Origin of the sequence: Streptomyces sp. NPDC085866 (assembly GCF_044541035.1) — a bacterium.
Taxonomy (GTDB): domain Bacteria; phylum Actinomycetota; class Actinomycetes; order Streptomycetales; family Streptomycetaceae; genus Streptomyces.
In genome coordinates this window covers 402114-426810 of record NZ_JBITSQ010000006.1, presented here as the reverse complement: position 1 = coordinate 426810, position 24697 = coordinate 402114, and the positions used below count along the sequence as shown (strand labels likewise).

21 protein-coding genes and 1 pseudogene are annotated in these 24697 nt (G+C 71.1%); 17 read left to right on the top strand and 5 right to left on the bottom strand.

Translation table 11 applies throughout. The features are described from left to right. Positions 1–459: 459 nt before the first annotated feature. Together ACIF83_RS17635 and ACIF83_RS17630 are read left to right on the top strand one after the other, a co-directional pair. The gene (locus ACIF83_RS17635; RefSeq protein WP_393472263.1) at positions 460–2508 is read left to right on the top strand and encodes an ABC transporter ATP-binding protein; all 2049 of its coding nucleotides are present in this window, start codon (positions 460–462) and stop codon (positions 2506–2508) included. 129 nt (positions 2509–2637) lie between these two features. Then, positions 2638–3576 carry an EamA family transporter gene (locus ACIF83_RS17630; protein WP_398139156.1) on the top strand — a complete coding sequence of 313 codons (939 nt, stop codon included), beginning with the start codon at positions 2638–2640 and terminating at the stop codon, positions 3574–3576. A 111-nt stretch (positions 3577–3687) separates the two neighbouring features. Here the strand turns inward: ACIF83_RS17630 and ACIF83_RS17625 are convergent, their stop codons facing one another. Further along, entirely contained in the window at positions 3688–4431 is a 744-nt protein-coding gene (locus tag ACIF83_RS17625; protein WP_399727727.1) for a class I SAM-dependent DNA methyltransferase, read from the bottom strand. Positions 4432–4610: 179 nt separating this feature from the next. Between ACIF83_RS17625 and ACIF83_RS17620 the strand changes: the two genes are divergently transcribed. After that, positions 4611–5294: a histone-like nucleoid-structuring protein Lsr2 gene (locus ACIF83_RS17620; protein ID WP_399727724.1), complete on the top strand. Its 684-nt coding sequence runs from the start codon at positions 4611–4613 to the stop codon at positions 5292–5294. Between the two features lie 22 nt (positions 5295–5316). Here ACIF83_RS17620 and ACIF83_RS17615 read toward each other — a convergent pair whose 3' ends face one another. Next, positions 5317–5583, bottom strand: coding sequence for a DUF397 domain-containing protein (locus ACIF83_RS17615; RefSeq protein WP_393472251.1), 267 nt, complete (start codon positions 5581–5583; stop codon positions 5317–5319). Beyond that, positions 5543–6384, bottom strand: a pseudogene (locus ACIF83_RS17610) (helix-turn-helix domain-containing protein). Before ACIF83_RS17610 ends, ACIF83_RS17615 begins: the two are co-directional and overlap by 41 nt. An 88-nt stretch (positions 6385–6472) precedes the next feature. Here ACIF83_RS17610 and ACIF83_RS17605 point away from each other — a divergent pair. From ACIF83_RS17605 to ACIF83_RS17560, 10 genes are all read left to right on the top strand, one after another. Beyond that, a complete protein-coding gene (locus ACIF83_RS17605; RefSeq protein ID WP_399727721.1) occupies positions 6473–7201 on the top strand; it encodes a hypothetical protein in 729 nt (242 codons plus the stop codon). Positions 7202–7305: 104 nt separating this feature from the next. Beyond that, positions 7306–8100 (top strand): TIGR03084 family metal-binding protein, encoded by a 795-nt coding sequence (locus tag ACIF83_RS17600; RefSeq protein WP_399727718.1) that lies wholly within the window; start codon positions 7306–7308, stop codon positions 8098–8100. Continuing rightward, the gene (locus ACIF83_RS17595) at positions 8097–9773 is read left to right on the top strand and encodes an acyclic terpene utilization AtuA family protein (protein ID WP_399727715.1); all 1677 of its coding nucleotides are present in this window, start codon (positions 8097–8099) and stop codon (positions 9771–9773) included. The genes ACIF83_RS17600 and ACIF83_RS17595 overlap by 4 nt, the downstream gene beginning before the upstream one ends. After that, positions 9770–11368, top strand: coding sequence for an acyl-CoA carboxylase subunit beta (locus tag ACIF83_RS17590; protein ID WP_399727712.1), 1599 nt, complete (start codon positions 9770–9772; stop codon positions 11366–11368). Before ACIF83_RS17595 ends, ACIF83_RS17590 begins: the two co-directional genes overlap by 4 nt. 5 nt (positions 11369–11373) lie before the next feature. After that, positions 11374–13221, top strand: a complete 1848-nt coding sequence (locus ACIF83_RS17585; RefSeq protein ID WP_399727709.1) for a biotin carboxylase N-terminal domain-containing protein — start codon at positions 11374–11376, stop codon at positions 13219–13221. A 7-nt stretch (positions 13222–13228) separates the two neighbouring features. After that, positions 13229–14389, top strand: coding sequence for an acyl-CoA dehydrogenase family protein (locus ACIF83_RS17580; protein ID WP_399727706.1), 1161 nt, complete (start codon positions 13229–13231; stop codon positions 14387–14389). 31 nt (positions 14390–14420) lie between these two features. Next, positions 14421–15989, top strand: a complete 1569-nt coding sequence (locus tag ACIF83_RS17575) for a 4-coumarate--CoA ligase family protein (RefSeq protein ID WP_393472231.1) — start codon at positions 14421–14423, stop codon at positions 15987–15989. Further along, the gene (locus ACIF83_RS17570) at positions 15986–16723 is read left to right on the top strand and encodes an enoyl-CoA hydratase family protein (RefSeq protein WP_399727703.1); all 738 of its coding nucleotides are present in this window, start codon (positions 15986–15988) and stop codon (positions 16721–16723) included. The genes ACIF83_RS17575 and ACIF83_RS17570 overlap by 4 nt, the downstream gene beginning before the upstream one ends. Then, complete coding sequence (locus tag ACIF83_RS17565; RefSeq protein ID WP_393472226.1) at positions 16711–17316, top strand: TetR/AcrR family transcriptional regulator; 606 nt, start codon at positions 16711–16713, stop codon at positions 17314–17316. The genes ACIF83_RS17570 and ACIF83_RS17565 overlap by 13 nt, the downstream gene beginning before the upstream one ends. A gap of 222 nt (positions 17317–17538) precedes the next feature. Then, positions 17539–18570, top strand: coding sequence for an isopenicillin N synthase family dioxygenase (locus tag ACIF83_RS17560; protein ID WP_393472224.1), 1032 nt, complete (start codon positions 17539–17541; stop codon positions 18568–18570). 40 nt (positions 18571–18610) lie between these two features. On the opposite strand, the gene pdxH is transcribed toward ACIF83_RS17560, so the two are convergent. Next, positions 18611–19297: a pyridoxamine 5'-phosphate oxidase gene (gene pdxH / locus ACIF83_RS17555; protein WP_399727699.1), complete on the bottom strand. Its 687-nt coding sequence runs from the start codon at positions 19295–19297 to the stop codon at positions 18611–18613. A 167-nt stretch (positions 19298–19464) separates the two neighbouring features. Between pdxH and ACIF83_RS17550 the strand changes: the two genes are divergently transcribed. The 3 genes from ACIF83_RS17550 (at position 19465) to ACIF83_RS17540 (ending at position 22930) form a co-directional block, all read left to right on the top strand. Further along, entirely contained in the window at positions 19465–20565 is a 1101-nt protein-coding gene (locus ACIF83_RS17550) for a citrate synthase 2 (protein WP_393472219.1), read from the top strand. Between the two features lie 345 nt (positions 20566–20910). Continuing rightward, complete coding sequence (locus ACIF83_RS17545) at positions 20911–21372, top strand: GNAT family N-acetyltransferase (protein WP_399727695.1); 462 nt, start codon at positions 20911–20913, stop codon at positions 21370–21372. Positions 21373–21484: 112 nt separating this feature from the next. Next, positions 21485–22930, top strand: coding sequence for a PAS domain-containing protein (locus ACIF83_RS17540; protein ID WP_393472215.1), 1446 nt, complete (start codon positions 21485–21487; stop codon positions 22928–22930). Between the two features lie 39 nt (positions 22931–22969). On the opposite strand, the gene ACIF83_RS17535 is transcribed toward ACIF83_RS17540, so the two are convergent. Continuing rightward, positions 22970–23725, bottom strand: coding sequence for an SIS domain-containing protein (locus tag ACIF83_RS17535; protein WP_399727691.1), 756 nt, complete (start codon positions 23723–23725; stop codon positions 22970–22972). Between the two features lie 223 nt (positions 23726–23948). Between ACIF83_RS17535 and ACIF83_RS17530 the strand changes: the two genes are divergently transcribed. Further along, the gene (locus ACIF83_RS17530) at positions 23949–24641 is read left to right on the top strand and encodes a metal-dependent transcriptional regulator (RefSeq protein ID WP_067120881.1); all 693 of its coding nucleotides are present in this window, start codon (positions 23949–23951) and stop codon (positions 24639–24641) included. The last annotated feature ends 56 nt before the right edge of the window (positions 24642–24697 follow it).

Genomic DNA, 24697 nt, shown 5'->3' with positions numbered 1-24697 from the left:
AAGGAGCCCAGTCCGTATGACGAGTACGTGGGGGAGTGGGACTTCCCGCTCAACCGGCTGCTGCACAGGGTTCATAAGAGAATTCTCAGGTTCGGGGGTGCTCCTCAGGAATCACCAAGGTACTCCCAGGTACTCACAGCGCTCCTTTACCATTTTTGCCGTTCGGTGGCGCGGGCGGCGTGTAGGTTCTTCGACATCGGGTTCCGGACGCGGAATTCCCGGACCATAGAACTGCGAATCACTAGGAGTCGGAATGAGCTTCAAGAAGCTTGCCCCGCTGCCCCCGAAGCCCAAGTCGAAGCAGCTCCCGCCGCCGCCGAAGCCGAGGCCCAAGAAGCACGCTCCCAAGCCGCTGCCCGGCCGGGATCAGTGATCCGACGCTGAGTCGAAAGGGGTCGATGGTGCACCGTCGGCCCCTTTTCGTCTTCATTCGGGAAGGTGATTCGGGAAGGAATTCCAGTGACTGACGAGAGCGAAGAATTCGAGTACGAAACGCCTGTCATTCCTGCCCGGACGGCGTTCCGCCGTTTCTGGCCGCTGACAAAAGGGCTCAGGAAATGGCTGCTTCTCGTCTGGGTGTGCACGGTGCTCGCCGCGCTCGCCGAGACCGAGGCCATCCTGCTCTTCGGCGACCTCACCGACCACGCCCTGCAGAAGGGTTCGCTGACCGCGTTCTGGAGCCCGGCCGTCAAGTGGCTGGGCGTCGCCGTGGTCGGCGCGCTGGTCGCGTACGCGGGCAACTCCCTTGCCGCGTGGGCGACCGAGCGCTTCGTGATGCGGCTGCGCGAGCACGTCTTCGACCATGTCCAGCAGCTGCCCCCGCACTTCTTCCAGCGCCACCGCCAGGGCGATCTGCTCTCCCGGCTGACCAGTGACGTCGAGGCGATCGAGACGATGGTCGTGTCCGGCCTGGTGGGTGCCGCCTCGGCCGCCTTCTCCGCCCTCTTCTACGCGGCCGCCGCGTTCTGGCTGCGCTGGGACCTGGCCGCCGCCACCTTCGTCCTCGCGCCCCTGTTCTGGCTGGCCGCCCGCCGCTTCTCCGGCTCCATCAAGGACGTGTCCCGCGAGGGCCGGGTCGCCGACGGCGCGATCACCTCCGTCGTCGAGGAGTCCCTCGGCAACATCGTGCTCACCCAGGCCTACGACCGCCGGGACGCCGAACGCCGGCGGCTGGGCGAGGAGGCGAACGCCTGGTTCCGCGCCTCGGTCCGCTCGACCCGGCTCAACGAGGCCTACGAGCAGCTCGTCCAGGTCATCGAGACGGTCTGTGTGCTCGCCGTGATCGGCATCGGCGCCTGGGAGATCTCCACCGGCCGGATGACCCTCGGCCAGCTGCTCGCCTTCGCCGCGTTCCTCGGCTACCTCTACCCGCCCGTGCGGGGCCTGGCCCAGCTCGGGCTCACGGTCACCGCGGCCACGGCGGGTGCCGAGCGGCTGATCGAGATCCTGGACGTGCGGCCCGCGGTCACCGACCCCCGGCGGGGCACGGAGACCGGCCGCCCGGACGGCACGATCGAGGTCCGCGACGTCTCCTTCCGCTACCCGGGCGCCGACCGCACGGCCCTCGAAGGCCTGTCCTTCACGGTCAGCCCCGGCGAACTGGTGATCGTCACCGGCCCGAGCGGCGCCGGAAAGTCCACGGTCTCCAAGCTCCTGCTCCGCTTCTACGATCCGGACGCCGGCGAGGTCCTGCTGGACGGCGTACCCCTGCGCGACTTCCCGCTGGCCCGCCTGCGCGAGTACGTGACGCTCCTCCCGCAGGAGACCCTGGTGCTGCACGACACGGTCCGCGCCAACATCGCCTGTGGCCGGCCCGGCGCCAGTGACCAGGCGATCGAGGAGGCGGCGCGGGCGGCCGACGCGCACGACTTCATCGTCCGGCTCCCCGACGGCTACGACACCAAGGTCGACCCCAACTCGGCCCGGCTGTCCGGCGGCCAGCTCCAGCGCCTGACCATCGCCCGCGCCATCCTGCGCGACGCCCCGGTCCTGGTCCTGGACGAGCCGACCACCGGCCTGGACGCGATGGCCGCCCGCCGGGTGGTCAAGCCGCTGCGCCGCCTGATGACCGGCCGTACGACGATCATGATCACCCACGACCTCAACCTGGCCCCCGACGCCGACCGCATCCTCGTCGTGGACCGCGGCCGCATCGTCGAGACGGGTCGCCACGAGGAACTGCTCGCACGGGGCGGGGCCTACGCACGGCTGCACCGCTCGCAGAACAACGCGGTGATGGACACGGCCGAGCTGCGACTGCCGCTGTTCGAGGAGGCACAGCCCCCCGTGCCGGTGCCGGCACAGGGGGCTGTGCCGGGGTATGTGGCGTACGGCTACGACCCGTACAACGCGGCCGCTGCCGAAGCCGCCGTCTGGCCCCAGCCGCCCGTGTATGAGCCCCATATGTCCGAGGCCTACCTGCCGGAGGCCCACATGCCGGTGCCCACGACCTTCCCCGACGGCCGCCCCCTGTTCCGGGACGAGGAGCAGACCTGGTCCGGCATCTGACCGCCACGCATCTCAGCATCCAGGACAGCTACATAAGGGGTTCACACTCCTGACGGGGTCTATTACCCTGGACTCGGTAGTACATCGAGATGAACACGATCTGATCCGAGCCAGCCCCCAGGACCGCCCGTGAGCACCCCCAGCGCCACCGCACCCTCGACGCAGCAAGCGCCCGCACCCTCGGGTGGTGCCCCGCGCCGCCTCGGCTCGCTCGGACCCGTCGGGCTGGTGCTGGCCGGCGGGATCTCGGTCCAGTTCGGCGGGGCGCTCGCGGTGACCCTGATGCCGAGGGCCGGCGCGCTCGGCGTCGTCACCCTGCGGCTGCTCGCGGCGGCCGTGGTCCTTCTGGTGGTCTGCCGGCCCCGGCTGCGCGGCCACTCGCGCACCGACTGGGGCACGGTGGTCGTCTTCGGCATCACCATGGGCGCGATGAACGGCCTCTTCTACGAGGCGGTCGCCCGCATCCCGCTGGGCCCCGCGGTCACCCTCGAAGTCCTCGGCCCGCTCGCCCTGTCCGTCCTCGCCTCCCGCCGCGCGATCAACGCGGTCTGGGCGGGCCTCGCCCTCGCGGGCGTCTTCCTGCTCGGCGGCGGAGGCTTCAGCGACCTCGACCCCACCGGTGTCGCCTTCGCCCTGGGCGCCGGCGCCATGTGGGCGGCCTATATCGTCTTCAGCGCCCGTACGGGCCGCCGCTTCCCGCAGGCGGACGGACTGGCCCTCGCGATGGCCGTGGCCGCCCTGCTCTTCCTGCCCCTGGGCATCGTCGAGGCGGGCACCCGTCTCCTCGACCCCACCACCGTCGCCCTCGGTTCTGCGGTGGCCCTGCTCTCCTCGGTGCTGCCCTACACCCTCGAACTCCTGGCCCTGCGCCGCCTGCCCGCCTCCACCTTCGCCATCCTGATGAGCCTGGAACCGGCCATCGCGGCCACGGCCGGCTTCCTGATCCTCGGCCAGGCCCTGTCCGCCACGGAGGCCGCAGCGATCGCCCTGGTCATCGCGGCGAGCATCGGCGCGGTGCGGACTCAGGTGGGGCGGGGGAAGGTGCGGGCGCAGACGCCGGAGGCCTGACACATACTCCGCGGCCGGGCTCAGTCGCCCGGCTGCTCCCGGGCGGGTCGGGTCCAGTCGCGCGGCTTCTCCCCTGCCGGGCTCAGCCACCCGGCTTCTCCGGCACCGCGTTCAGTCGCCCGGCTTCTCCCACACCGACACGTGCTGCCGGCTCTCGCTCGTGAACGGCTCCCTGCTCCAGCCGTCCCACCGCTCACGCAGCCGCAGCCCCGCGAGCCGGGCCATCAGGTCCAGCTCCGCCGGCCACACGTACCGGAACGGAACGGACAGGTACGTGGCGTGGCCGTCCGCCACCCGCACATGGTGCGAGCTCATCGACTGCGTCGCCACGTCGTACAGGTCGAAGCCCAGCCGTCCCTCCTCCACGCGGAACGGCACCGCGTTCTGCCCGGGCGGCAGCCGGCGCAGGTCGGGCACCACGACCTCGACGACGAAGCAGCCGCCGGGCTCGAGATGGTTCGCCGCGTTGCGGAAGCAGTCCACCTGAGCGTCCTGTGACGTCAGGTTCATGATCGTGTTGAAGACCAGGTAGGCGACGGAGAAGCTCCCGTCCACCCGTGTCGTCGCGAAGTCCCCGATCGTCACCCCGATCGCCTCACCGCCCGGCTTGTCCCGCAGCCGCTCCACCATCGCCCGGGACAGGTCGATGCCGTGCACCTCGATCCCGCGCCGGGCCAGCGGCAGCGCGATGCGTCCGGTGCCGATGCCGAGTTCCAGGGCCCGGCCGCCCTCACCTGTCAGCTCCGCCAGGAAGTCGACGGCCGGGTCCACGACCTCCGGGTCGAACATCTCCGCGGACGACTCGTCGTACCGCGCCGCGACCGCTTCTCCGAAGTAACCGTCTTCATCGAGCACCGGCCGACGGTACTGCGGCGACGGCCCGCCATGCGCGTGGTTTTCCGAAGCCACCGCAGGACCGCGTGCGAAGTCTGACGGGCCTGTGCAGGAAGGCGGTTGACTGGGGCTACGCCCTGCCGGGACGGCTGGACGAGAGATCATGTCGCACAGCAGAACCGACGCAGACTGGGTATCGAATGACCTCCTCCATCGACGACCTCGTCCGACTCTGCCCGCCGCCGACTGCGCCCCCTTCCGTCGACTGGGCTGCGGCGGAGGCCCGACTCGGCATGCCACTCCCCGCGGACTACAAGCGACTTGCGTCCGTCTACGGTCCCGGTCGCTTCGCCGATTTCATCCACATCTACCATCCACTCGGATACACCCAGTACGTCGACCTCACCGGTCCCATGCCTGCCTGTATCCGGGAACAGCTTCAGAAGGACTGCGAGCAGGGGACGCATCCCGTGCCGTACGACCCGCAGCGCCTGTCTCCCATGGGGGTAACCGACAACGGCGAGTATCTCTTCTGGGCCAGCGCTCCGCCGGACTCACCGGATGCCTGGCAGATCGCCGTCAACGAGGCTCGAGGGCCTCGCTGGTTCACCTTCGCCGGCACGCTGACGGCGTTCCTCGTGGCCGTCCTGAGCGGAGAGACGGCCGTACCCATGTTCCCGAAGGACCTCCTTCAGGGAGGCATCGGCTTCACGGCTTCCGTTCCGAGCGAAGGAGTGGCGCCCATGCCTCGCGTCCGTCCGCCCGCCAACCCCGACGACATCCGCGCATGGGCCAGGGCCAACGGCTACGACGTTCCCCTCCGGGGCCGCATCCCCGCGGTGGTCCGTGACGCCTGGGAGCGGGCCACGGGAAGTGAGACCTGAACGAAGAGATCTTCGCCGCTGGTCAGCCCTTCACCGACTCCAGGAACGCCGACCAGGCACGGGCCGGGAACACGAGAGCTGGGCTCTGGGGGTTCTTGGAGTCCCGGACGGCCGTGCAGGGGGTGAGATCGGCGACCTCGATGCACTGGCCGCCCGTGTCGCCGCTGTACGAGGACTTACGCCAGGCGGCTCCGCCGAGTGGGGCGCACTCGACGCATTCGCCGCCGGTGCCCCCGCTGTACGACGACTTACGCCACCGCGCTCCGTTCAGGTTCCGCCTCTTCCGCATAGCGTTCCTCCCGTACGCGGGTAATCAGCTTCGCCGAGTCCTCGATGGAGAGGGCCGCGGCCTGAAGATGATCGTAACGATGCGCACAGTCCTTGACGACGCTCGGATTGGCTGTGGTGAACCCCGAGTCGTAATTCTCGGAGGAACAGATGTCGGCGTGACCGTCAAAGCGCATCACAGTGAACCCGCCTGCCGTGGCGGGGTGTTGGCCCACTCCAAGCGGCAGCACCTGCACACGGATCTCCCGTCGGCCTTGGAACTTCAACAGGTGCGTGAGCTGCTCCCGCATGACCCCACGGCCGCCGAACGGCCTGTGCAGAACGACCTCGTCCAACACCACCCACACCAGCGGCGGCTGCTCAAGTGCGAGGATCCTCTGTCGCTCCAATCGGGCCGCCACTTGCCCGTCAAGCCCGGCCACCCAGCCTGCTTCCAGTACCGCGCGTGCGTACTCGGGGGTTTGGAGGAGGCCGTACACCACTTGGGCCTGATAGGTGGAGATGCTCGCCGCTTTCGCCTCCATCTCCGCATACGGCTGAAACCAACTCGGCAACTGGCTCCGTAGAACCATCCCCACCAGCCGCGAGAACAACCCATCCGTCCCCAGCGCCGCATCCACCCGCTCGGAAAACTCCCGTTGCGGAACCCTCGCCGCCGTCTCGATCTGCCCGATCAGCGACCCCGTGCAGAGATCGAGCCGAGTTGCGCCAGTGTCAGCCCCGCTGCCTCTCTCGCCCGGCGCAGCTCGTAGCCGTAGTAGTCCAACGGTGACGCACCCGGGTCGAGTTCGCGGCTTCGCACACCAATCACCTCCCTCACCGAGGGTAGTGATTCATATGCGCACGGATACAAGATTCTCGGAATCACCGCCCTGCGGTAGACAGGGATCATGGCCAAACAGCGCATCACCGTGTGCATCCCGCCGCCCGGCGATCCCGCCGACCCCGACGCCCTGCGCCGGGCGATCGGGGAGGCCATGGCGCCCTACTGCTACGACCGTGAGGACATCCCGCACCCCGACTGGGTGGGCGAGTGGGACTACTGGTTCATCTCCGGCTCCAACTGCCCCTTCGCGGTTCTCCCCGGTCACGAGGGTGACCCCCGGCTGGTCCGGGTCGACGAATGGAAGACAGCGTCCGAGGACCTGCCCCGCGACCGCTGTCACGGCGGCCCCCGGGCCCTCCTCAACCTCGACACCGACCGGCAGGCGGCCGCGCACGAGGCAGCCCGGCGATGGGACGACTGGGTGCGGTTCGCCGCCGGCCACCCCCCGGCCCTGCCCGCCGGCCACTACCTCGACCGGGCCTACCTCGACCCGGTGGGCTACCCCGAGCAGCGCGCCCGGGCCGAGTACGCCTCCCAGCCGCTGATCCGGGCCATCACCGAGGACCCGGAGCTGGCAGATCGGTTCCCTTACGACCCGATCCGCCACTTCGGCCCCGACAGGGAGGCGTACTCGGCGGACTGCGCGGCGGACGTGCTGCCCACCCCCGGACTGCTTACGCTGGACGGCCGATGGGTCGAGTACGGCGGACCGGACTACCGCCGGGAGTTCAACGCCTACCTCGACGCCCTGCCGCCCGAGACGATGGTGGTCAGGGTGCTGTACCACTCGTAACCACTCGGAGGCACCCCCGTGTGAGTTGCCGGGCCTCGAGCCGCGGAAACAAATTCATGCAAGCACGCTTGATTGTTTCTCGTGCCGCTGCCATGCTCCCAGCCATGGCCGACCCGACGCCCGTCATCGACGACCTGCGTGCCGAGAGCGATGAACTCGACCTGCTAGTGGCTGAGTTGAGCCCCCAACACTGGGGTCTTCCCACTCCCGCCCCCGGCTGGACCGTCGCCCACCAGATCGCGCACCTCGCCTGGACCGACCGCTCGGCGCTGCTGGCCGTCACCGACGCCGACGCCTTCCAGACTCTGGTCGAGAAGGCGCTCACCCGCCCCGACTCGTTCGTCGACGAAGGGGCGGACGAGGGCGCTCGGCTCCCGACCGCAGAGCTGCTGTCGACGTGGCGCGAGGGGCGCGCCGCCCTCGACCAGGCCCTGCGGGCCGCGCCGCCCGGCGCCCGTTTCCCCTGGTACGGCCCACCCATGTCTGCCGCCTCCATGGCCACCGCCCGGCTCATGGAGACCTGGGCCCACGCACTGGACGTCGCCGACGCCCTGGGTGTGATGCGCCCACCGTCCGACCGGCTCCGGCATGTGGCCCGGCTCGGGGTGCGGACCCGTGACTTCGCCTGCGGTGTGCACGGACTGACCCCGCCGGCCGAGGAGTTCCGTGTCGAACTGACCGCGCCCTCCGGCGCCCTGTGGACCTTCGGACCCGAAGACGCCCCGCAACGCGTCACCGGCCCCGCCCTCGACTTCTGCCTCCTGGTCACCCAGCGCGCGAACCGAGCCGACCTCGACCTGCATGCCGAGGGCTCGGACGCCGACCGCTGGCTCGACATCGCGCAGGCCTTCGCGGGCCCGCCCGGCACCGGACGCCCGCCGAAGGAGGGCAGCCGGTGAACCCGTTGCGCATCGGCAACTTCTCCGGTTTCTACGGCGACCGCGCGGACGCCCTGCGCGAGATGCTCACCGGCGGCGAGGTCGACGTCCTCACCGGCGACTATCTCGCCGAGCTGACCATGCTGATCCTCGGCCGGGACCGGCTGAAGGACCCGGCCGCCGGGTACGCCCGTACCTTCCTGCGGCAGCTGGAGGACTGCCTCGGCCTCGTCCACGAGCGCGGGGTGCGGATCGTCACCAACGCGGGCGGTCTGAATCCGGCCGGACTCGCCGCCGCCGTGCGGCAGTTGGCCGACCGGCTCGGCATCCCCGTACGGGTGGCCCACGTCGAGGGTGATGACCTGACCGCCGCGTATCCCGGCGTCCTCGCCGCCCATGCCTACCTCGGCGGCTTCGGGATCGCCGAGTGCCTGCGGGCCGGTGCCGACATCGTGATCACCGGGCGGGTGACCGACGCGGCGCTCGTCACCGGGCCCGCCGCCGCCCACTTCGGCTGGCGGCCGGGGGAGTACGACCGCCTCGCCGGGGCCGTCGTCGCCGGGCATGTGCTGGAGTGCGGGACACAGGCGACCGGCGGGAACTACTCCTTCTTCCGCGAGGGTGACGCACGCCGGCCCGGCTTTCCGCTCGCCGAGATCCACGCGGACGGCAGCAGTGTCGTCACCAAGCACCCCGGCACCGGCGGCTTCGTGGACGTCGGCACGGTCACCGCGCAGCTGCTCTACGAGACCGGCGGCGCGCGGTACCTCGGCCCCGACGTCACCGCCCGGCTGGACACCGTACGGCTGAGCCAGGACGGGCCGGACCGGGTACGGATCGAGGGTGTGCGCGGGGAGGCGCCCCCGCCGACGCTCAAGGCCGGGCTCAACCGGTTCGGCGGCTTCCGCAACGAGGTCGTCTTCGTGCTCACCGGGCTCGACATCGAGGCCAAGGCGGATCTTGTGCGGGAGCAGCTGGGTGACGCCCTCGCCAAGTCGCCGCCCATGGAGGTCCGTTGGGATCTCGTCCGCACCGACCGGGCCGACGCGGACACCGAGGAGACGGCCAGCGCCCTGCTGCGGCTCGTCGTACGGGACCCGGACCAGCAGGTCGTCGGGCGCGCGCTGAGCGGAGCCGCCATCGAGCTGGCGCTGGCCAGCTACCCCGGGTTCCATGTGCTGGCGCCACCCGGAAAGGGCGCACCTTATGGGGTCTTCGAGGATGTGTACGTCCCCCATGGTGCCGTCGACCATGTGGCGGTCCTCTATGACGGGCACCGGGTGGCTGTGACACCGGCCCAGGACACCCTCGTAACCGACGACCTGCCTCAACCGCCGCTCCCGGAGCAGCTTCCGCCCGGGCCCGTCCGCCGCGCCCCTCTCGGTCTGGTCGCCGGGGCGCGCAGCGGGGACAAGGGCGGGAACGCCAACGTGGGGGTGTGGGCGAGGTCGGAGGAGGCCTGGCGGTGGCTCGTCCACGAGCTGACCGTGGACAGGTTCCGGCAGCTGATCCCCGAGAGCCGGGAGCTGCCCGTCACCCGGCACGTGCTCCCGAACCTGCACGCCCTCAACTTCGTCGTGACCGGCATCCTCGGTGCCGGCGTCGCCGCCCAGCACCGCTTCGACCCGCAGGCCAAGGCTCTCGGCGAATGGCTGCGCTCCCGCCACCTGGACATCCCGGAGGCCCTGTTGTGACCGTTCTCGAGACGGCCCTGGACACCCAGCACCCCGACTACCAGGCCAACCGCGAGGCCATGCTCGCCAAGCTCGCCGACCTGGAATCCGAGCACGCCAAGGCGCTCGCGGGCGGCGGTGAGAAGTACGTCCAGCGGCACCGGAAGCGGGGCAAGCTGCTCGCCCGCGAACGCATCGAGCTGCTCCTCGACCCGGACACGCCCTTCCTGGAGCTGTCCCCGCTGGCCGCCTGGGGCAGCGACTACACGGTCGGCGCCTCCCTGGTCACCGGGATCGGCGTGGTCGAGGGCGTGGAGTGCCTGATCACCGCCAACGACCCGACCGTGCGCGGCGGCGCCAGCAACCCCTGGAGCCTGAAGAAGGCCCTGCGCGCCAACGACATCGCGCTCGCCAACCGGCTGCCCTGCATCAGCCTGGTGGAGTCCGGGGGAGCCGATCTGCCGTCCCAGAAGGAGATCTTCATTCCGGGCGGCGCCATCTTCCGGGACCTGACCCGGCTGTCCGCCGCCGGCATCCCGACCGTCGCCGTCGTCTTCGGCAACTCCACCGCGGGCGGGGCGTACGTCCCCGGCATGTCCGACCACGTGATCATGGTCAAGGAGCGGGCGAAGGTGTTCCTCGGCGGGCCGCCGCTGGTGAAGATGGCGACCGGTGAGGAGAGCGACGACGAGTCGCTCGGCGGTGCCGAGATGCACGCGCGCGTGTCGGGCCTCGCCGACTACTTCGCCGTGGACGAGCAGGACGCCCTGCGCCAGGCCCGCCGGGTCGTCGCCCGCCTCAACCACCGCAAGGCGCACGGCGATCCGGGCCCGGCGGCCCCTCCCAAGTACGACGAGGACGAACTGCTCGGCATCGTCCCCGGCGACCTGAAGATCCCCTTCGACCCGCGCGAGGTCATCGCCCGCCTGGTCGACGCCTCCGACTTCGACGAGTTCAAACCGCTGTACGGGACGAGCCTCGCGACCGGCTGGGCAAGCCTGCACGGCTATCCGGTCGGCATCCTGGCGAACGCCCAGGGCGTCCTGTTCAGCGAGGAGTCGCAGAAGGCCGCCCAGTTCATCCAGCTCGCCAACCAGCGCGACATCCCGCTCCTGTTCCTGCACAACACCACCGGCTACATGGTCGGCAGGGAGTACGAGCAGGGCGGGATCATCAAACACGGCGCCATGATGATCAACGCGGTCAGCAACAGCAGGGTCCCGCATCTGTCGGTGCTGATGGGCGCGTCGTACGGCGCCGGCCACTACGGCATGTGCGGGCGGGCCTACGACCCACGCTTCCTGTTCGCCTGGCCCAGCGCCAAGTCGGCCGTCATGGGTCCGCAGCAGCTCGCGGGCGTGCTGTCGATCGTCGCCCGGCAGTCGGCGGCCGCGAAGGGGCAGCCGTACGACGAGGACGCGGACGCGGCCCTGCGCGCCATGGTGGAGCAGCAGATCGAGTCCGAGTCGCTGCCGATGTTCCTGTCCGGGCGGTTGTACGACGACGGCGTCATCGACCCGCGCGACACCCGCACCGTCCTCGGCCTGTGCCTGTCCGCGATCCACACCGCCCCCTACGAGGGCGCGCGCGGCGGCTTCGGCGTCTTCCGGATGTGAGGCTCATGATTTCGACTCTGCTGGTCGCCAACCGGGGCGAGATCGCCTGCCGGATCTTCCGCACCTGCGGTGAGCTGGGAATCCGGACGGTCGCCGTGCACTCGGACGCCGACGAGAACGCGCTGCACGCGCGCGTGGCCGACGCGGCGGTACGGCTGCCGGGGGCGACGCCCGCCGAGACGTATCTGCGCGGCGACCTGATCGTGAAGGCGGCACTGGCCGCCGGCGCGGACGCCGTGCACCCCGGGTACGGCTTCCTCTCCGAGAACCCCGAGTTCGCCCGTGCCGTCCTCGATGCCGGCCTGGTCTGGATCGGGCCGCCGCCGGAGGCGATCGAGGCGATGGCGTCCAAGACGCGCGCCAAGGAGCTGATGGGGATCGCGCCCCTCGGCGAGGTCACCGAGGCCGACCTGCCGGTGCTCGTGAAGGCGGCCGCCGGCGGCGGGGGGCGCGGGATGCGGATCGTGCGCCGTCTGGAGGAGCTGCAGTCCGCACTGGAGGGCGCGCACGCCGAGGCCGCGAGCGCCTTCGGTGACGGCGAGGTCTTCGTCGAGCCGTACGTCGAGGACGGCCGCCACGTCGAGGTGCAGATCCTCGCCGACACCCACGGCACCGTCTGGACGCTCGGCACCCGCGACTGCTCCCTGCAGCGCCGCCACCAGAAGGTGATCGAGGAGGCCCCGGCACCGGGTCTGGCCTCCCGACTCACCGAGGAGCTGTACGCGCTGGCCGTGCGCGCGGCCCGTTCGGTGTCCTACGTGGGCGCCGGAACGGTCGAGTTCCTGGTCGCCGACGGCAGGGCCCACTTCCTGGAGATGAACACCCGCCTCCAGGTCGAACACCCCGTCACGGAGGCGGTCTTCGGCCTCGACCTGGTCGCCGAACAGCTTCGCGTCGCCGAGGGCCACCCCCTCCCCGCCGAACCGCCCCGCGCGCAGGGCCACGCCGTCGAAGCCCGCCTGTACGCCGAGGACCCCGCCCGCGACTGGGCCCCGCAGACCGGCACCCTGCACCACCTCGCCGTACCCGCCGGTGTCCGGCTCGACACGGGCTACACCGACGGCGACACCATCGGCGTCCACTACGACCCGATGCTCGCCAAGGTCGTCGCGCACGCCCCCACACGCGCGGAGGCGATCCGCAGACTCGCGGGCGCGCTGGAGCGGGCCGCACTCCACGGCCCGGTCACCAACAGGGACCTGCTGGTGCGCTCCCTGCGCCACGCCGAATTCGTGAGCGCCCGCATGGACACCGGCTTCTACGACCGCCACCTCACCGACCTGACCGAGCCCGCACCCGACCCGTACGCCCCCCTCGCCGCGGCCCTCGCCGACGCCCACGGCCGCTCCCGCTTCGGCGGCTGGCGCAACGTGGCGTCCCAGCCGCAGGCCAAGCGGTACGAGATGGCGGGCGAGGAGCACGAGGTCCACTACCGGCACACCAGGGACGGCCTCGCGGCCGAGGGAGTGCGGGTCGCACACGCCGACGCGCGCAGAGTCGTACTCGAAGTGGACGGCGTACAGCGCAAGTTCGACGTCACACGCTACGGCGACCAGGTGTACGTCAACGGGTCCCGCCTCACCGCCCTGCCCCGCTTCCCCGATCCCACCGCCCAGCTCGCCCCCGGCTCCCTGCTGGCTCCGATGCCCGGCACGGTCGTACGCATCGCCGAGGGCCTGTCGGAGGGCGCGACCGTACAGGCGGGCCAGCCCCTGATCTGGCTGGAGGCGATGAAGATGCAGCACCAGATCGCCGCGCCCGTCACCGGAACGCTCAGCGCCCTGCACGCCAAGGCCGGCCAGCAGGTGGAGCCGGGCATGTTGCTCGCCGTCGTACAGGAAACGTCTTCTTAGGAGCCCCATGACTCCCGTCATCGAGTCCGAAGAGCACAAGGCCCTCCGGTCCGCCGTCGCCGCCCTCGGCAAGCGCTACGGCCGCGACTACCTCACCCGCACCGTCGCCGAGGGCAAACCCCTCACCGAACTCTGGTCCGAGGCAGGCAAGCTGGGCTACCTCGGTGTCAACCTCCCGGAGGAACGCGGTGGTGGGGGTGGCGGCATCACGGAACTCTCCATCGTCCTGGAAGAGCTGGGCGCGGCGGGCTCCCCGCTGCTCATGCTCGTGGTCTCACCCGCCATCTGCGGCACAGTGATCTCCCGCTTCGGCACGGAGGAACAGAAGCGCACCTGGCTGCCCGGACTCGCCGACGGCACCCGCCTCATGGCCTTCGGCATCACCGAACCCGACGCCGGCTCCAACAGCCACCGCATCACCACCACCGCCCGCCGGGACGGCACCGACTGGCTCCTCACCGGCCGGAAGGTCTTCATCTCCGGCGTCGACATGGCCGACGCGGTCCTCATCGTCGGCCGCACCGAGGACGCCCGCACCGGACGACTCAAGCCCTGCCTGTTCATCGTCCCGACGGACGCCGAGGGCTTCCAGAAGCACCCCATCGACATGGAGCTGAGCGCCGCCGAGAAGCAGTTCGAGCTGGTCCTGGACGACGTACGGCTCCCCGCCGACGCGCTCGTCGGCGACGAGGACGCCGGCCTGCTCCAGCTGTTCGCCGGACTCAACCCCGAGCGCATCATGACCGCCGCCTTCGCGATCGGCATGGGCCGTTACGCGCTCTCCAAGGCGATCGAGTACGCCCGCGACCGTACCGTCTGGAAGGCCCCCATCGGCGCCCACCAGGCGATCGCCCACCCCCTGGCGCAGGCGCACATCGACCTGGAACTGGCCCGGCTGATGATGCAGAAGGCGGCCCATCTGTACGACGCCGGCGACGACATCGGCGCGGGCGAGGCCGCCAACATGGCCAAGTACGCCGCCGGGGAGGCCTGCGTGAAGGCCGTCGACCAGGCCGTGCACACCCTCGGCGGGAACGGCCTCACGCGCGAATTCGGACTCGCCTCGTTGATAACGGCCGCGCGCGTGGCTCGTATTGCTCCAGTGAGCCGGGAGATGATTCTCAACTACGTCTCCCACCAGACCCTGGGCCTGCCCAAGTCGTACTAGGCCGCAGCCGCAGCAGCCGCTTGGAGGAACCGTGTTCCGCAGCGAGTACGCAGACGTCCCGCCCGTAGAACTCCCCATCCACGAGGCCGTCCTGGGCCACGCCGCCGACTTCGGCGACCAGCCGGCCCTCGTCGACGGCACGGACGGCACCACCCTCACGTACGAGCAAGTGAACCGGTTCCACCGGCGGCTGGCCGCCGCGCTCGCCGACGCCGGCGTACGCAAGGGCGACGTCCTCGCCCTGCACAGCCCCAACACGATCGCCTTCCCGACCGCCTTCTACGCGGCCACGCGCGCGGGCGCCTCCGTCACCACCGTGCACCCCCTCGCCACACCCGAGGAGTTCGCCAAACAGCTCGACGACAGCGGCGCCCGCTGGATCATCACCGTCTCCCCGCTGCTGGAGTCCGCCCGCCGGGCCGCCGAACTCGCGGGCGGCATACGGGAGATATTCGTGTGCGACAACGCACCCGGACACCGCTCGCTCATCGACATGCTCGCCTCCGCCGCACCCGAACCGGAGATCGACTTCGACCCGGCCGAGGACGTCGCCGCGCTGCCGTACTCCTCCGGCACCACCGGGGTCCCCAAGGGCGTGATGCTCACCCACCGGCAGATCGCCACCAACCTCGCCCAGCTGGAACCCCCCGTCCCGACCGGACCCGGCGACCGCATCCTCGCCGTGCTGCCGTTCTTCCACATCTACGGCCTCACCGCCCTGATGAACGCGCCCCTGCGCAAGGGCGCCACGGTCGTCGTCCTGCCCCGCTTCGACCTCGAGACCTTCCTCGCCGCCATCGAGAACCACCGCATCACCGGCCTGTACGTGGCCCCGCCGATCGTCCTCGCCCTCGCCAAGCACCCGGCGGTCGCCCGCTACGACCTCTCGTCCCTGAAGTACGTCATCAGCGCCGCCGCCCCCCTGGACGCCGCCCTCGCCGTCGCCTGCGCCGAACGCCTCGGCCTGCCCCCGATCGGCCAGGCCTACGGCATGACCGAACTGTCGCCCGGCACCCACGTCGTCCCGCTCGACGCCCTGCACCAAGCGCCTCCCGGCACCGTCGGCAAGCTCATCGCCGGCACCGGGATGCGGATCGTCTCCCTGGACGACCCCGGCAAGGACCTCGGCCCCGGCGAACCCGGCGAGATCCTCATCCGCGGCCCGCAGGTGATGAAGGGCTACCTCGGCCGCCCCGACGCCACCGCCGACATGATCGACGCCGACGGCTGGGTGCACACCGGCGACATCGGGCACGTCGACGACGACGGCTGGCTCTTCGTCGTCGACCGCGTCAAGGAACTCATCAAGTACAAGGGCTTCCAGGTGGCCCCCGCCGAACTGGAGGCCCTCCTGCTCACCCACCCCGGCATCGCCGACGCCGCCGTCGTCGGCGCCTACAACGAGGACGGCAACGAGATCCCGCACGCCTTCGTCGTCCGCCAGCCCACCGCCGCCGACCTCAGCGAGAACGAGATCATGCTCTACGTCGCCGAACGCGTCGCCCCCTACAAACGCGTCCGCCGGATCACCTTCATCGACACCGTCCCCCGCGCGGCCTCCGGGAAGATCCTGCGCCGACAGCTCAGGGAGCACACGTGAGCGCACTGATCGGACGCACGCGCACGCGCGGCGTCGAAACCCTCAGCCTGGACTCGACCGACACCCGCAACGCCCTCTCGGCCCCCCTCGTCGCCGAACTCGCCGAGGCCCTGACCGACTGCGGCAAGGACCCGGACGTCCGGGCGGTCGTCCTCACCCACACCGGCACCACCTTCTGTGCCGGCGCCGACCTGCGCAACCCGCCCGACCCGGACGCACTGGTAGGCCTGCTCCGGCAGATCGTGGAGCTGCCCAAACCCGTGCTCGCCCGGATCACCGGACACGTTCGCGCGGGCGGCCTCGGCCTCCTCGCCGCCTGCGACATCGCCGCCGCCGCCACCGAGGCCACCTTCGCCTTCACGGAGGTCCGCATCGGTGTCGCCCCCGCGGTGATCTCCCTCCCGGTGATCCCGCGCACCGACCCCCGTGCCCTCGCCCGCTACTACCTCACCGGCGAACGCTTCGCCCCCGCCGAGGCGGTACGCCTGGGCCTGCTCACCACCACCGCCGACGACGTCGACGAAGCCCTCGCCCCCGTCCTGGACGGTCTGCGCCGCTCCTCCCCGCAGGCCCTGGCCGAGACGAAACAGCTGCTCACGGCTAGGGTGCTGGAGACGTTCGACCGGGACGCGGCCCAGCTGACCGCGCTCTCGGCCCGGCTGTTCTCCACCGCCCATGCCCGGGAGGGGATGACGGCCTTCCTGGAAAGACGGGATGCGGCATGGGTGGTGTGAGTACGGCGGAACGCGACCGCGTACCCAAGCAGGACCGCAGCCGGGCCACCCGGCAGCGGCTCCTGGAGGCCGCCGTGGCCTGCCTGGCCGAGCACGGCTGGGCAGGCTCCACCGTCGCCGTCGTCGCCGAACGCGCCGGCGTCTCCCGGGGCGCCGCCCAACACCACTTCCCGACCCGCGAGGACCTGTTCACGGCCGCCGTCGAGTACGTGGCCGAAGAACGCTCCACCGCCCTGCGCGCGCTCTTCCCGGACGGCGCCGCAGACCGCCGCGCCGTCGTCTTCGCCCTCGTCGACCTCTACACCGGCCCCCTCTTCCGCGCCGCCCTCCACCTGTGGGTCGCCGCCTGCGACGAGGAGCAGCTGCGCCCGCGCGTGACCGAGCTGGAGGCCCGCGTGGGCCGCGAGACCCACCGCATCGCCGTCGACCTGCTCGGCGCCGACGAGTCCCGCCCCGGCGTCCGGGAGACCGTCCAGGGTCTGCTCGACATGGCCCGCGGCCTGGGCCTCGCCAACCTCCTCACCGACGACACCGCCCGCCGTGAGCGCGTCGTCGCCCAGTGGGCGCTGCTGCTGGAGGAATCCCTGGGCTGAGGAGACACCGGGCTGAGGGGCTTACGGCGGGAGCGCGTTACTCTTGGGCCCATGCTTCCGATGCTCGTTCGCCGTCGCCACGTGGACTACGTGCGCGTCACGAGCATGGGCTGTCGGCCTTCTGCCTGACCCAGCCCCTTTTTCTTCCTCTTTACGGCATTCCGGGCGCCGCCCTACCCTCGGCGGCCCTGCCCGTGGCCCACACACCCTGTGGACGCTCCCATGACGACGCATTCCGCGACGACCCCGTCGTACGACCAGCTCCCGATCATCGACCTGTCCGCCGCCGACCGCGGCCCCCAGGCCCGCGCCCTCCTCCACGCCCAGCTGCACAGCGCCGCCCACGACGTCGGCTTCTTCCAGCTCGTCGGACACGGCGTGACCCGGGCCGAGACCGACGCCCTGCTCACCGCCATGCGCGCCTTCTTCGACCTCCCCGAGGCCGACCGGCTCGCCCTCGACAACGTCAACTCCCCGCACTTCCGCGGCTACACCCGCACCGGCGACGAGCGCACCGGCGGCGCCCGCGACTGGCGCGATCAGCTCGACATAGGCGCCGAACGACCCGCCCACGTCCCCGGCCCCGGCGAGCCCCCGTACTGGTGGCTGCAGGGCCCCAACCAGTGGCCGACCGCCCTCCCCGCCCTGCGCACGGCGGCCCTGACCTGGATCGACAAGCTGAGCGGGGTGGCCCAGCGCCTCCTGCACGAACTCCTCACCGCCATCGGCGCCCCCGCCGACTTCTACGACCCGATCTTCGGCGACCACGCCCACCCGCACCTCAAGCTCGTCCGCTACCCCGGCAGCGCGGGCGACGGCACCGAGCAGGGCGTCGGAGCCCACAAGGACTACGGCTTCCTCACCCTGCTCCTGCAGGACACGGTCGGCGGCCTCCAGGTCCATCGCGAGGACGGCCTCTTCCACGACGTACCCCCACTCGAGGGCGCCTTCGTCGTCAACCTCGGCGAACTCCTGGAGGTGGCCACCAACGGCTACCTGATCGCCACCAACCACCGAGTGATCAGCCCACCCGGAGCAACGGAACGCTTCTCGGTCCCGTTCTTCTACAACCCCCGCCTGGACGCCAGGGTCGAGCCCCTGCCCTTCCCCCACGCGTCGACGGCCCCCGGCATCACCACCGACCCGGCCAACCCCCTGTTCGCCGAGTACGGCTACAACGAACTGAAGGGCAAGCTGAGGGCGCATCCGCTGGTGGCGGAACGGCACCACGGGAGCCTTCTGACTCCGGCGTGATCAACTCCCCTGACGCTCACGCGCGCCGCACCCGGGAGCGTCAGGGGCTGAGCCGCTCCACATCCCACGCCCCGTCCGGCCGAGCCACATACCGCAGCCGGTCGTGCAGCCGACTCTCGCGCCCCTGCCAGAACTCGACCGTCTCCGGCGCGATCCGGAACCCGCCCCAGTGCGGCGGAACCGGCACCTGCTCCCCCTCCGGGTAGCGCGCGCCCAACTCCTCGTACGTGGCGTCCAGCTCGTCCCGGGACGGGATCACCGAGGACTGCACACTGGCCCAGGCACCCAGCTGCGAGCCGTGCGGGCGGGTACGGAAGTACGCCTCGGTCTCGTCCCGACCGGTGCGGCGCGCGACACCCGTGACGATCACCTGGCGGGCGATCGGATGCCACGGAAAGAGCAACGAGACGTACGGGTTGTCGGCCAGCTCCCGCGCCTTGCGGGAGTCGTAGTTCGTGTAGAAGACGAAGCCGTCGGTGTCGTACCCCTTCATCAGGACCGTGCGGGAACTGGGCCGGCCCGCCGCGTCCGCCGTGGAGACCACCATCGCGTTGGGCTCGTACAGCGTCCCGTGCAGGGCGGCCCGGGCTGCGTCCTCGAACCAGCGGGAGAACTGGTCCATGGGGTGCGCGGCGAGATCCTTCTCGTCGAGGCCCGCGGCCCGGTACTGCTTGCGCATGGCGGCGGGATCGACGAGGGGGTCGGGGCTGAGGTCGCTGTCGGTCACCCGGTCATCCTGCCGTATCGAACGCGCGTGGCACTCAGTGTCGTGTGGGCTCCCCAACTATGGCACCCGGGGTTATCGTGCTGGTTCCCCTTGCGGTTGGGTGACCACCGGCTGATCGGGGCATCACCGGGGTGACCGCCGCCGACACTTTCACGAGGAGCCGCCTGATGTCCGATTTCGTACCCGGGCTCGAAGGAGTCGTCGCGTTCGAGACGGAGATCGCCGAACCCGACAAGGAGGGCGGCGCCCTGCGCTACCGCGGCGTCGACATCGAGGACCTGGTCGGTCACGTCTCCTTCGGGAACGTGTGGGGGCTGCTGGTCGACGGCGCCTTCAACCCGGGACTGCCGCCCGCCGAGCCGTTCCCGATCCCGGTCCACTCCGGTGACATCCGTGTGGACGTACAGTCCGCGCTGGCCATGCTCGCCCCGGTCTGGGGCCTGAAACCCCTCCTCGACATCGACGCCGACCAGGCCCGCGACGACCTCGCGCGCGCCGCCGTCATGGCGCTGTCGTACGTCGCCCAGTCCGCGCGCGGGCAGGGCCTGCCGATGGTGCCGCAGCGAGAGATCGACAGGGCGCACTCGGTCGTCGAGCGCTTCATGATCCGCTGGCGTGGCGAGCCGGACCCCAAGCACGTCGCGGCCGTCGACGCCTACTGGACGTCCGCCGCCGAACACGGCATGAACGCCTCCACCTTCACCGCGCGCGTCATCGCCTCGACCGGCGCGGACGTCGCCGCGGCCCTCTCGGGGGCGGTCGGCGCCATGTCCGGACCGCTGCACGGCGGCGCCCCCTCCCGGGTGCTCGGCATGATCGAGGAGATCGAGCGGACGGGTGACGCCGAGGCCTACGTCAAGCAGGCCCTGGACCGCGGAGAGCGGCTGATGGGCTTCGGCCACCGGGTGTACCGGGCCGAGGACCCCCGCGCGCGCGTGCTGCGCCGTACCGCCAAGGAACTGGGCGCGCCGCGCTTCGAGATCGCGGAGGCGCTGGAGAAGGCGGCCCTGGAGGAGCTGCACAACCGCCGGCCGGACCGGGTGCTGGCCACCAACGTCGAGTTCTGGGCCGCGATCATGCTGGACTTCGCGGAGGTGCCGGCGCACATGTTCACGTCGATGTTCACGTGCGCGCGGACCGCCGGCTGGTCGGCGCACATCCTGGAGCAGAAGCGGACCGGTCGGCTCGTACGGCCGTCCGCCCGGTATGTCGGCCCTGCGGCGCGCAGCCCGCAGGAGATCGAGGGGTACGCGGACATCGCCCACTGAGGCCCCGTCCGGCCCCGCAGAACGCAGACGACCCGCGAGCTCTGGTCCTCCGCCTGACGGCGGGGGCCGGCCGGACGTACCGGCGAGCTCGCGGGTCGGGTGACTGCTGGGATTGGGCCGGCTGCACGCGTCTGTCACGTGCTGGTCCGGCACCGCACTCGGTGTGGTGACGGGCCGCTAGCCCGCAGCCACCTCACGCGTCCGGTTCTCATACATCTGCCGAACCACCTCCCTTCTCATGTACCGCACACACTAAGAAGCGGTCGGGCGGGACTCAACTGTTTTTTTCGCGTCGGACTCTTTCGCGATGGACGCTGCCCTGTTCCCCCTCCTACGGTTCCGTGCATGACCGATCTTCGAATCGAGCCCGTGTCCGACGACCGCGAGCTCGAACAATGGCGCCACGTCCACAACGTCATCGTGCCGCCCGCCGCCATGTCCCTGGACGACGCCCGGGCGCGCCGTGACCGGTACCGGCTGGAGAACGCGTATCTGGGTGACGTGCTCGTCGGGTGTTCCACCGTGCGGCCACCGGCCGGGGAGGAGGGCGTCGCGACGGTCATCGCGCGTGTGCTGCCCGAGTTCCGGCGGCGTGGCTTCGGCACGGCGCTGTACGAGAACGGGCTCGCCCGCGCGCGCGTGCTGGGTGCGGCGGGGGTCGAGACGTGTGTGCTGGCCGTGAACGAGGACGGGCTGCGGTTCGCCGAGCGGCACGGGTTCGTGGAGACCGACCGGTACGTGCTGGACGGGGAGACCGACGAGTGGGTCGATCTGCGGCTGGAGCCGGAGCCCGGTGCCGGGCATTGATTCCTTCAATCTGCGGGAACAGGATGTGGGCTGCGTCACGTTCCAGTTGAATGAAGGCCAGTGAGCGAACCGAGCGCCGCAGGTGCGCCGACGCAGCCTCCAGGGGGTCCAGGTGAGTGCTTCCCGGCGGAGTGGGACCACCGACGAGCTGGGGCCGGACGAGCCCGAGCGGGATGGTCCGCAGAGCCATGACGGGCCCGACGGGCCGGATGACTCCGGGGGTTCCGATCTGCTCGCCGCGCTGTTGGACGGCATGGACGCGGCGCTGTGTGCCTTCGACGCGGACGGGGTGGTCACGCACTGGAACCGGGAGGCCGAGCGGATCCTGGGCTGGACCGCGGCGGAGGCGGTCGGGCGGCACGGGTTCGCCGGCTGGGCGGTGCGCAGCGCGGACGCCGAGGACGTGCAGGCGCGTCTGATGTCGGCCATGCACGCGCCTGGCCGGCAGGTTCATGAGTTCGCCCTGGTCACGAAGGACGGCGGGCGGGTTCTCGTGCGGACTCAGTCCGCTGCCGTCCGGGGGCCGGACGGGAAGCCGGCGGGTCTGTACTGCGCGTTCAGCGAGGTGCACGCGCAGATCGATCTGGAGCGGTCCATCGCGTTGAGCGAGGCGCTGTTCGAGGACGCGTCCTGGGGCGTGGTGCTGGTCGACGCCGATCTGCGGCCCGCTGTCGTCAACGCGCATGCGGCTCGCGCGCTCGGTATCGGGCGGACGTCCGCGCTCGGGCGGCCGCTGGGCGAGTTGCTGGCGCAGGGCGTGGAGGAACTGGAGAGCGCGCTGACCCATGTCCTGGCCGAGGGCGCGCCGCCCGCGCCCGCCGAGATGTGGGTGACCGTGCGGGTGCCGGAGGGCGAGAAGCGGCGCTGCTGGCGCAGTGGGTTCGTACGGTTGGCCTCGCCGCTCGCGGAGGAGCCCGTGCCGCTCGGTGTCGGCTGGCTGTTCCAGGACGTCACGGAGGCCAAGCAGGGCGAGCAGGAGTCGGCCCTGCTGCGGTTCCGCAGCAATCAGCTGCACCGGGCGGCCCGTGCCGCGGCCGAGTGCGAGGACCCGGCAGAGGCGGCCACCGTCCATCTCGATTTCGCGCTCGCCGGTTTCGCCGACCATGCGCTGCTCGACCGGGTGGCGGGTGCCCCGCGCGCGGAGGGGGACGAGGCGGTTCCGGTACGGCTGGTGCGGCTCGCGGCCACGCCCGCGGGTGCACCGGGGCCGAGTCTGCTCTCGGGGGCGGCCGGGCTGCCGCTGCGGTACGAGGAGGGGCATCCGGCGTTGACCTGTGTCGAGCGGGCCGGGACCGTGCGTGCGGATGCCGGGTCGATTCCGGCCGAGCGGGCGCGCGAGTGGGCGCTGGCTCGGCAGTGGCCCGAGGACGCGGTGCACGCGCTGTGCGTGGTGCTGCGCAGCAGAGGGCGCACGCTGGGCGTGGTCACGTTCCTGCGTGGGGCCGGCCGCAGCCGTTTCGAGCGTGCGGACGCGGCCTACGCGGAGGACGTGGCCGTACGGATCGCGGCGGCGCTGGATCTGGCGGAGGCGGTGCGGGTGAAGCCGGCGGAGCAGTAGCCGGTGCCCGGTGCCGGTACAGGGGGCAGTGGGCGGTGCTCAGTGCCGGTAGAAGATCCGGTCCCCGTACTCCGTCATGACGCGCCTGTTCCAGTCGTGGCCGCCGTCGACGTTGCCAGAGCGCAGCAGCGGGGGTTCGATGCCGCGGTCGGCGAGGGTGGCGGCCGTGGTGGCCACGACGGCCTGCATCAGGGCGGCGGTGACCACGGTGGAGGCGGGGGCGAAGGGGGCCGGGATGGTGTCGAGGGTGAGTTCGGCGTCTCCGACGGCGATCTTCGAGTCCAGGACGATGTCGCAGTGGTCCTTGAGGAAGGTGCCGGAGCTGTGCTGGGACGTGGTCTGTGTGGCGTAGGCCACGGAGGTGACGCCGATGACCTGCACGCCGAGGGCGCGGGCGCGCTGGGCCATCTCGACGGGCAGGGCGTTGCGGCCGGACAGGGAGATGACCACGAGGGCGTCGCCGGCGCGGAGCGGGGAGGAGTCCAGGACGGCGCTCGCGAGTCCGTCGACGCGTTCCAGGGCGGAGCCGAGGGTGGCCGGGGTGACGTCGACGCCGACGACTCCGGGAACGGCGAGCAGGTTCATCAGGGCGAGTCCGCCGGCGCGGTATACGACGTCCTGGGCGGCCAGGGAGGAGTGTCCGGCGCCGAAGGCGAACAGGCGGCCGCCGGCGGCGACGGTGTCGGCGAGCAGGGTGCCGGCCGCGGTGATCGCCTCGGCCTCCTCCTCCCGGACCCGTTGCAGCAGGCCAATGGCGGCGTCGAAGAACAGGTCGGCAGGCGTGCCGTCGCTCATGCGGTGCCCCTTCGCAGCGTCTGTGTCGCGGATCACCGTGCGGTCTGGACCAGTGCGGTGTCAATACGGGGGTGCGCGGACGGGCCATGCGCCGGTGCAGTCTTCACCGGGTGGTTTCCGCGGTGCGGCACGGTTGTCAGTGGTATCCGGCAGAATTGAATCCAGGGCCAGCGCACGCGCCGGAGAGCGGCGAGCTTCCGGCAGAGGTAATCGAGGGGCACGTATGTCCGGACTGATCGACACCACGGAGATGTATCTCCGCACCATCCTCGAACTCGAAGAGGAAGGCGTCGTCCCCATGCGCGCCCGCATCGCGGAGCGGCTGGACCAGAGCGGGCCGACGGTGAGTCAGACGGTGGCGCGCATGGAGCGCGACGGTCTGGTCTCGGTGGCCAGCGACCGGCACCTGGAGCTGACCGACGAGGGCCGCAGACTGGCCACGCGTGTGATGCGCAAGCACCGCCTCGCGGAGTGTCTGCTGGTCGATGTCATCGGCCTGGAGTGGGAGCAGGTGCACGCGGAGGCGTGTCGCTGGGAGCACGTGATGAGCGAGGCCGTGGAGCGCCGGGTGCTGGAGCTGCTGCGGCACCCGACCGAGTCGCCGTACGGCAACCCGATCCCGGGCCTGGAGGAGCTGGGCGAGAAGGACGGGGCCGACCCGTTCCTGGACGAGGGCATGGTGTCGCTGGCCGATCTGGACCCGGGCAGTGACGGCAAGACGGTCGTCGTGCGGCGTATCGGTGAGCCGATCCAGACCGATGCCCAGCTGATGTACACGCTGCGTCGCGCGGGCGTGCAGCCCGGTTCGGTGGTGAGCGTGACGGAGTCGGCCGGCGGCGTGCTGGTGGGCAGCGGCGGTGAGGCGGCCGAGCTGGAGGCGGACGTCGCCTCGCATGTGTTCGTGGCCAAGCGCTGAGCATGAGAGGGCCCCGGCGCCGTGTGGCGCCGGGGCCTGTCCTCCCCTGTGCTGAC

Coding starts and splice junctions, on each gene's coding strand:
- ACIF83_RS17620 (WP_399727724.1), top strand. CDS start 4,611: ATGACCTCCTCCATCGACGACCTCGTCCGACTCTGCCCGCCGCCGACT.
- ACIF83_RS17615 (WP_393472251.1), bottom strand. CDS start 5,583: ATGCGGAAGAGGCGGAACCTGAACGGAGCGCGGTGGCGTAAGTCGTCG.
- ACIF83_RS17605 (WP_399727721.1), top strand. CDS start 6,473: ATGGCCAAACAGCGCATCACCGTGTGCATCCCGCCGCCCGGCGATCCC.
- ACIF83_RS17600 (WP_399727718.1), top strand. CDS start 7,306: ATGGCCGACCCGACGCCCGTCATCGACGACCTGCGTGCCGAGAGCGAT.
- ACIF83_RS17585 (WP_399727709.1), top strand. CDS start 11,374: ATGATTTCGACTCTGCTGGTCGCCAACCGGGGCGAGATCGCCTGCCGG.
- ACIF83_RS17580 (WP_399727706.1), top strand. CDS start 13,229: ATGACTCCCGTCATCGAGTCCGAAGAGCACAAGGCCCTCCGGTCCGCC.
- ACIF83_RS17565 (WP_393472226.1), top strand. CDS start 16,711: ATGGGTGGTGTGAGTACGGCGGAACGCGACCGCGTACCCAAGCAGGAC.
- ACIF83_RS17560 (WP_393472224.1), top strand. CDS start 17,539: ATGACGACGCATTCCGCGACGACCCCGTCGTACGACCAGCTCCCGATC.
- ACIF83_RS17550 (WP_393472219.1), top strand. CDS start 19,465: ATGTCCGATTTCGTACCCGGGCTCGAAGGAGTCGTCGCGTTCGAGACG.
- ACIF83_RS17545 (WP_399727695.1), top strand. CDS start 20,911: ATGACCGATCTTCGAATCGAGCCCGTGTCCGACGACCGCGAGCTCGAA.
- ACIF83_RS17535 (WP_399727691.1), bottom strand. CDS start 23,725: ATGAGCGACGGCACGCCTGCCGACCTGTTCTTCGACGCCGCCATTGGC.
- ACIF83_RS17530 (WP_067120881.1), top strand. CDS start 23,949: ATGTCCGGACTGATCGACACCACGGAGATGTATCTCCGCACCATCCTC.